The 7,786-nt window shown below is 61.3% G+C and carries 8 protein-coding genes and 1 pseudogene; 3 read left to right on the forward strand and 6 right to left on the reverse strand.

Annotated features, from left to right (window positions below; all coding sequences use genetic code 11):
- The coding region (locus SO156_RS33335) for a hypothetical protein (RefSeq protein ID WP_498537725.1) at positions 1-310 on the forward strand (310 nt) is incomplete at its 5' end.
- A 710-nt stretch (positions 311-1,020) separates the two neighbouring features.
- On the opposite strand, the pseudogene SO156_RS33340 reads toward SO156_RS33335, so the two are convergent.
- From SO156_RS33340 to SO156_RS33360, 5 genes and pseudogenes are all read right to left on the reverse strand, one after another.
- Positions 1,021-1,412 (reverse strand): annotated as a pseudogene (locus tag SO156_RS33340) (aminotransferase class I/II-fold pyridoxal phosphate-dependent enzyme); the annotation flags it as partial.
- Positions 1,413-1,833: 421 nt separating this feature from the next.
- Complete coding sequence (locus SO156_RS33345; RefSeq protein WP_498537726.1) at positions 1,834-2,043, reverse strand: hypothetical protein; 210 nt, start codon at positions 2,041-2,043, stop codon at positions 1,834-1,836.
- 503 nt (positions 2,044-2,546) lie between these two features.
- Positions 2,547-2,780, reverse strand: coding sequence for a DUF6894 family protein (locus SO156_RS33350; protein ID WP_498537727.1), 234 nt, complete (start codon positions 2,778-2,780; stop codon positions 2,547-2,549).
- A gap of 11 nt (positions 2,781-2,791) precedes the next feature.
- Positions 2,792-4,657, reverse strand: a complete 1,866-nt coding sequence (nhaA, locus tag SO156_RS33355; RefSeq protein WP_498537728.1) for a Na+/H+ antiporter NhaA — start codon at positions 4,655-4,657, stop codon at positions 2,792-2,794.
- A 31-nt stretch (positions 4,658-4,688) separates the two neighbouring features.
- A complete protein-coding gene (locus tag SO156_RS33360) occupies positions 4,689-5,756 on the reverse strand; it encodes a two-component system sensor histidine kinase NtrB (protein ID WP_498537729.1) in 1,068 nt (355 codons plus the stop codon).
- A 248-nt stretch (positions 5,757-6,004) separates the two neighbouring features.
- On the opposite strand from SO156_RS33360, the gene SO156_RS33365 reads away from it, so the two are divergent.
- Positions 6,005-6,229: a hypothetical protein gene (locus SO156_RS33365; protein WP_498537730.1), complete on the forward strand. Its 225-nt coding sequence runs from the start codon at positions 6,005-6,007 to the stop codon at positions 6,227-6,229.
- A gap of 447 nt (positions 6,230-6,676) precedes the next feature.
- Positions 6,677-7,018, forward strand: a complete 342-nt coding sequence (locus SO156_RS33370; protein WP_498537731.1) for a transposase family protein — start codon at positions 6,677-6,679, stop codon at positions 7,016-7,018.
- A 228-nt stretch (positions 7,019-7,246) separates the two neighbouring features.
- Here SO156_RS33370 and SO156_RS33375 read toward each other — a convergent pair whose 3' ends face one another.
- Positions 7,247-7,615 carry a hypothetical protein gene (locus SO156_RS33375; protein ID WP_498537732.1) on the reverse strand — a complete coding sequence of 123 codons (369 nt, stop codon included), beginning with the start codon at positions 7,613-7,615 and terminating at the stop codon, positions 7,247-7,249.
- Positions 7,616-7,786: the final 171 nt, after the last annotated feature.

The raw sequence follows: 7,786 nt of genomic DNA on the forward strand, positions 1-7,786 counted from the left end.
GAGGTCGGAAAAAACCATCCCGGATCGGGCGTCAGTGATGCCGACCTTCGTACTGCAGCCGTTCGGGCTCGGTGAGCAGTTTGGGATCGATTGCTGTCGCGCAATGTCCTTACGACAGAGCAAGCTCGCTGATGTCGATGCAGACCATCAGCATATGAACGGAAATCGCCACTACGAAGGCTTGATGTCCAAGCAGCGTCACCGCCCTATTGGGCTTGCCGTCGTGCGAAGTGAGTGCACGCGCATAGCATCTAATTGGATCCAGCTTCTGACGGGAGTAAGATCCGATTTTATCCAAAAGACCTCATGAATTAAACCGAGGACACTGAGCTTAACTGCCTACACCGCTCAGAAGGGCGCCACGTCGCGGGCTAAGAATGAGCCAAAAGTATAATCAGACCTTCCCGATTGCGGAATGCGATCCTCCCTCAGCAGGATAGAGCGATACAAGCATGCCATGGCCTCAGTTGTTGTTCTGAGATAGCAAGTAAGTCAAACGGCCTGAACGCCGACAGCCGCAGCGGAACGGCGGCATAACGCCCGTCGACCTTCTCTCGTTCCCTTCGGATCACTGCTCGAGCAGAAGGGTCCAATGGTTATGGGATGGGTCGGATAGCAACGACCGCGTAAGAAGAGGCTTCTTGAATCACAACTCCTGAATAGCTGTTTCCGAGAGGTCGCCATGCATCAGATCTACCTCACGATTACTGTTAGCGGTCTCACGCTGCTAGTCGCCATGTATGAACTCGGCGTCGCGATTGTATAAAAGGTCGCGATTCGAGACTGCGGCTGCCAGGTCGTCCGCCAGATGCTTCCTGCCCTTGCTTTGAAGACTCGGTGGCTAACTTGAGCGAAAAAACGGCAGTTTTACTCGTCAATGTGCGCCACCAGCTGTCGGCAACTTTGTTAACCTGAGCGCTTCCCTCCGACCTGCCATGCGCTTACAACCTACTTCGCTGCGAGCTAGCGATATCGTATCGCCAAGCCAAGACGCTGTCACACATCGACCAATGCTTAAACGAGCGCGTCGATCAGCGCGTTGTCGTGATAGGGCGTCAGCGTGATACGCAGCTGTTCGGTGCCGCACGGGACCGTCGGATAGTTGATCGGCTGAAATATAGATTCTGTGCTTGGCGAGTTGCACTTCTCCGGATTTCAAACCCTCGGCACAATGTGTGTGTCAGTTGTCATCAGCGGCGGGTCGGCGGCATTCAGTGCTGCCTTTACCCGCGAGGCGCGGTCCAGATGGCGGTCGCGCTCCCATTCCGAGGCCTTGAGCTGCCTGATCGCCACTGTGGCAGCGGCGCAGACTGCTGGCGGCAATGCGGTCGTGGAAATGTTCCCGGAGCGTAAGAGCGCACTACATGGATGACGTCGGCACTCGCCGCGATGTAACCGCTGAGGCAGCCGAACCGCCACGCCCGGCCAGGCGCTCGAGATCGGCAAAACGTTCGGCGAGCAGGCGAGCAATCGTTGGGGAAAAGAAATGATCGTAAGTTATAGAGCAAACTCTCCGTTCCGGTTGTGCTCAACAATTGGGACTCGCCGATCCGAACAGCCCCATGCCTATCCGATCCATGCGTCGCCTAATATGGCCCCCGCGAAGGGGGGCGCCGGCCCCCGTTAGAAACGGACTGGCCCCCGAAGGCCACGGCGAGGGGACTGAGCGCCGGGCGCCAAGCACTGAGGAGTGTCGTCTGTCTTTGATAGTCAAGTTGATATGCGACAACGAGCAAAGTACGAGTGAAGCGATCCAAATCTCAGCAAATCGTGGTGAATGCATTATGCCGGTGCATCGACCGCATTCGAGCGAGACGTAATCCGCCTTTCGCCCTACGCTCCCTCGCGATTCTGATTGCCGATCATGCAGCGCCATGCCCTGAGGCGCTCCGCCGGATGCTGCTTCATCCATTCGGCAAGTTGTGGTGCGCCTAGCAAGCAGGACTGCATCGTGATCTCAGCGAGGTCGGAGGTGGTGACGGTCTGCTCGTGGCAATCCGCCGGAGAAGACAGACTGCAGAGCACGGCAATGATCTTGATCACGAGAACGCCTCGCCGCCACTGGGCCCCATGAGTTGCGGCCCCTTGTCCCGCTGCTCGCTGACGGGATCTGCCGGCGGGAAAACGCTATCATATCTGGCGCGAGGATCCCGAATGAGTCGGATGCGATCGCGTTCGGATTTTGAGACAAATCGGATAATCTCGTTCATAATCGCTCCTCTTGAATTATTCGCCATTCCTCGTGCTGACGTGAAATTGTTGACGCCGACTTTAAAGACCCGCAGGTGGTCACGAAGGAATCAAAACGTGTGACGGTCCGAATCTTGGAACGGCAGGCCGCCTTTATCTGGGTCGGCCGAGATCGCTTAAAGAATTCTATCCTGCGCCGCTGCGCGTCCATCTGCGGTTTCTGCCGATCAAGGTGCGCGCTTCCATCGACCGTGCGGCGGCCGAGGCTGAAGAGAGTCTTCGCGGGCTCCAGCCGCCTGCTTTCTAGGTGGGAAATGTGAACTTTGGCCCAAAGGATCGCCCGGAGCATGGCGACCTCAATTCGGCTCGCCAAGCACGAAGGTGAAGGGCACAACAAAGAGCTCATCGCCCTGGTCGTCGCTGACATGCAGGACCCAGTCACGCCAATCCTCGAGGCTGCGCTCGCTGGTGAGGGATTGCACGACACGGGTGGCGTAATCGCGCGCCTCAGCAAGGTCGTCGACCACAGCGCCGCGGCGATCGACGAAGACATTCTTCGTGTTCGAGCAGTGGAAATATACCTGGGTCATGTTCAACTCCTTCAAATGCGAGGGTTTGCTACGTTCAGCGGCGCCTCTTTAAAAAAGCTCCTGCGCGCCCCCCAGAGCAGAGCAGTCCCGACGGTCGCCGAAAGGATCGACGCGGCGAACACGGCGACCTTGGCGGCCGAGAAGTCGGTGCCGCTGGGAAACGCCTGCCCGGCGATGAAGAGCGACATCGTGAAGCCGATGCCGGCGAGGGATCCCGCTCCGGCCAACTGCCGCCACGTGTATTCCGTCGGCTTGACGGCGACGCCTGCGCGCACGGTCGCGGCGGCGGCGAGGAAGAAGCCGACCGGCTTTCCTATGGCGAGACCGACGACGATCGCGACCATGAGCCAACCATGCCCAGCGAAGACACCTGTGTTGATCGCCACGCCCGCATTTGCCAGTGCGAAGATCGGAAGAATAGCGTAGCTCGACCGCGCGCCAGCGTGCCGCAGCAGCCGGTCCGCGGGCGATTCAAGTCTGTCGTAGATCGCGTCGAGCGCGTGCAGTGCCGGTGTGGAGGGGCCGTGCCTGAGCACCTCGCCCTCATGCCGGGCCTCCGAGGCGATTATGGTGCTGGCTTGCGCCATCAGGGCGGCCAAGTCGGCGGGCGGCCGCGTCGGAATGAACAGCGCAAGTACCACGCCGGCCAGCGTAGCGTGGAGGCCGCCCGCGTGGACGAACGCCCACAACGCGACGCCCAACAGGATGTAGGGCGACAGCAGGTAGAACCTCAATCGGCCCAGCAGCGCCAGTACAACCACAATCGCCGCCGCTGCGGCAAGGTAGGCTGGATGGATTTCGCGGGAGTAGAACACAGCGACGACCACGATCGCGCCGATGTCGTCGACGATAGCCGCCGCGGTGAGATAGATGCGCAGCTCCACGGGAACGCGCGCGCCCATCACGGCGATCAAGGCGATCGCGAACGCCGTGTCCGTCGCCATTGGGACACCCCAGCCATACGACCAATGCCCCGCTGGGATGACCAGCGCATACAGAACTGCCGGCACGAACATGCCGCCGAGGGCGGACGCAATCGGAAGCGCGGCGGAGCGGCGGCTTGCGAGGTGGCCGACTGTCATCTCGCGCTTCACTTCCAATCCCACGACAAGAAAGAACACTGTCAACAGGCCGTCGTTGACCCAATGGAGGATGGACATCCGGAAGACCGCGTCGCCGAAGCTCACGCCGAGCTCCTGGCGCCAGAACGCATCGAACGCCGGCCCGATCGGAGAGTTCGTCACGACGATCGCCGCCACGGTCGCGATTACCAGCAAAATGCCGGCAGATGGGCCCCAGCTCGCGAAATCGAGGGCTGCCGTGCGGACGCGGTGGCCGAGCGTGCCAAGCATCGCGTCGACGAGAGAGCTCTCGTCCCAGGGTCCGTCGTAGCGCCGGCGGTTGATGTAGAAGGTCGGCGTGAACCTCACGCCACTCGCGCGGGAGCTTGCGATATCCGCCTCCACCCTCGCTCTAGCGCGCCGCGCGGCATCGCTGTCGCCGAGCAGGAAATCGACGTTCATGCCGATGCCGGCGGCCACCGCGACGAGGTCGTCCTCCGTGAGCTCCATCGACATCGTCATCAGCTTGATGTGTGCAGACCAGAACGCCTCGGGCGTTTGGGCAAGCTCAGCTAGCACGGCGGCCCGGAACGCAAGACTGTTGTCCACGAGCGGCCTGTGCCGGAAGGCGTAGCAGACGCGGTCGCCGAGTTGGTCGCGTGCTTGCGCGATGCGCTCGTTGGCAGCCCGGCAGTGCAGGCACGCGTAGCTGCCGTACTCGACGAGTGTGATCTCGGCATCGGCGGGGCCGAGCACGTGGTCCGTCTCGTGGTCGACCGGACGGTCGAGGCGTCCGGGCAGAATCATGAGCTCCATCGCTGAGCCGGTCTCCGACTGTTCGCGCCGGCTACGACGTCGGCGCAGCCGTCGTCGGGTTGACACCGGGGAACACACCGCCGCCAGGTGACGGCGTGCACGCGATCTCCTTGCCGACGATATTGCCGGGGATCCCAGCTGCGTGCACTCGCGGGAGGAAGAGACGCACCAGCGTGCCTGCACCCCGCTTGCTCTCTATACGGACCGCGCCGTCTCGTCCTTCGGCGAAGCGCTGGACCTGGAGAAGCCCGAGGCCGGTGCCACTGCCCTCGGGTTTTGTCGTGAAGTACGGGGTGAAGGCCTGCGAGAGGACCTCTTCGGGCATGCCCTCCCCGTCGTCGGCGACGATAATCTCGACAAATCCCCGGGCTGCGCCAGAGGAAGGTTCGACGTTCCGCGCCGAGACGGTGATCACGCCGCCGTCTGGCATAGCATCGACCGAGTTTCGGCAGAGGTTCAACAAAGCGAAGTAGAGCTCTTCGGGGTCGGCATTGAAGGCCCATAAGTCAGGGGCGATCTCGTTGCGGACTGTGATGTCCGGACGCAACGCCCGATCAAGCGTGCCCGCTATCGCCGCGAGGCGACTGCCTGCGACAAACCCGTCGATCGACTTGGGGAGTGGTCGCGCAGCGCCGAGGAGCTGCCGGCTAAGCAACGCGCCTCGCGTGATCGCCTCGTGCATTTTGTCGACAATGGCTTTTCGGTACGCAGCATCGCTCTGGCACTCGAGCAGCCGCAGGCCGGTCCCGATCACGGCGAGAAGGTTATTGATGTCGTGGACGACGAACTGCGCCAGGTCCGCTATCGCCCTCACCCTCGCCCACCCGTCAGCGGCGACGGCGCCTCGTTTGTCGGGCCGCGAACTGGTGTGGCGCAAAATCCCCGAGACCTCGCCGCCAGACCCGACTAGTGGGATCTCCACGTACGTGGACGCGAGGAGGCCGCTACCGCCATCGCGCGCGCCACTCACCCTTGGGCTGAACGCACGCTGCACTCCAAGCGCGACGCCAGCGCCGTCCACGAGCATGGCGACATCCTCCAGCGGCGGGCGTTCGGCAGAGCCGAAGAATGAAACGCCGATTGTCTGCTTGATCTGCATGTCGGACCTCCTGCCTGTGACCGTTCAACGGAACGCCGACTTCGGCCCGTACACGAGGGCAGACGACGATGGCTCGAAGATTGAGTCCATGACGGTCAAAAGGAAAATCACCTCTCGCCATCGAGTCGATAGCCGACCGTTATCGGAATAGCTAAGAGACGCTTGGCGAGCTGCGGCAGAAGTGCGGCGTTTCCCTCTACGCCGCCTCGCCGGAGCGCAACTCTCGGCGACCGCGAAGAGGTGTTCACGTGCCTATCCTCCGGGCAGGCCTGCATGATGCGCGGTCCAGCCGATTCCACGGCAATAACACTGGTGCCGCGAGCGCGGTCGCGAAGCCGAAGCGCCTGCGTACACCCCACCGCAATCAGAACTGCGAGTACAACCATGCCCAGAGCATTGCAGGACAGCCTGCCCCTGAACTCGCGGTCGCCTACCGGATCGATGCGGAGGAAAAGGAACGCCTGTCGCTCTGAAGGAACTCGGCGAGCGAAACAAGCTTCTCTACAGCATTTGATGCGGTGGCTGCTACTCGCACGGATTTCCAACCCTCTGGCGTTGGTTCAAGATCCCCGCACCGAGGGCGTCGGCGGCGCCGCAGTCCAGACCGCATAGGGTTCGATCCCGCACCGCGAAGACTCGCTCGACCCGATGAATTTGGTCCGGCATGAGCCGGAATTTTCCAAAACTGGAACGCGTTTCATTGCCAAGGGCACTTGCCTCGCGATCTACTCACGTTGCAGATAGGGATCACCGATCGACCAGCCCATCCTAGCAGCGTTCATTGGCGTTATCCGGCTTGGCAAGGAGACAAAAGAGCCCTGGACCGAGCGGCTGTCCTCACAAAAACCACAGCTAGTTGCGGTTCGCGACGAAGCTAACCAGGCGCGCAATATCGTGGAACTAGAAATCGCGAGCAAAGTATGCTGCTGATACGCCAGGGCAATCCCGTGGAGCTGATGATTTCGCCAGGACAACCCAACGATCTCACCTGTGCAGAGACGCTGCTTGAGAATTCCGATCCGGAGGCCTTAATTGGCGACAAGGCCGACGGCGCCGATGCCTTCATCGAAGGCCTCACCGACAGGCAAATCACCCTGGTCATTCCTCCTCATCTTCGCCGCGCGATTCAGCTGCCTCGTGATTTCGCCGTCTATTGCGAGCGCAACCTCGTCGATCGCTTGTTTAACAAAGTCAAGCACCTTCGGGCTATCGCAACGCGTACGACAAGCTCGTCAGAAACTTTCTCGCTGGCGTCCACCTGACCTCGGCCTTCATTTTGCTCAGCTGAAGATAGGCTCTAGCGCGCCGGTCAGTGCGCGCGCTCGTCGGAGAGTTCGGGATCGATTGCGGAGACGTCCAAGACTGCTATCAGTCGCCCATCGACCCCGAACGCCGCCGCGCTAGAGCAGCTATCTGATCGGGGATTGCCCGGAGGTCGGCGCAGCTTCCTTACACGCACGCGCCAGCCTTCGGGAGCGCTGAGGATTTTATCAAAACGGCGGACACGTCGGCGTGTCGGTCCAAGGCGCTGTCGCAAAGGCGCCGACGCGCGGTCCGGGCACGCAACCTGAGCTGTAATATCTGTTGCCGTAGGCTTCATCATCTGAATTGTAAGTCGGATAGCCCCAGTACGAATAGGCAGGATAGCCCCAGTACGAGTTATGGGTGGGATAGCCCCAGTACGAAGGGTAGGGATAACCGCGCCGCACGCGATAGCGCACGTCCGTCGTCACGGCTGGTACCGCCGCCTTGATCGACGTGCCATTGATCGGCGCAGCAGACGATTCGGCCGTCGCGGCCACTGTGATAGGAACAGCAATTGCGACCGCAATCGCGAGGCTGCGGGCTTGATTCTTCATGGTAGCTCCTGTTCGTTCTAAACCAACCCGACGAGAATGACCTTGCAAGCCCCGCGAGGGAAATCACCTCTCGCCATAGAGTCGATAGACGATCATTATTGCCGCCGCGCCGCGTGATGCCGTAGCGAGGAAAGCCACCAGCCGGATCCGCAGCGACTCCCGTTGCCGCCC

Source organism: Bradyrhizobium sp. UFLA05-125 (assembly GCF_059803515.1).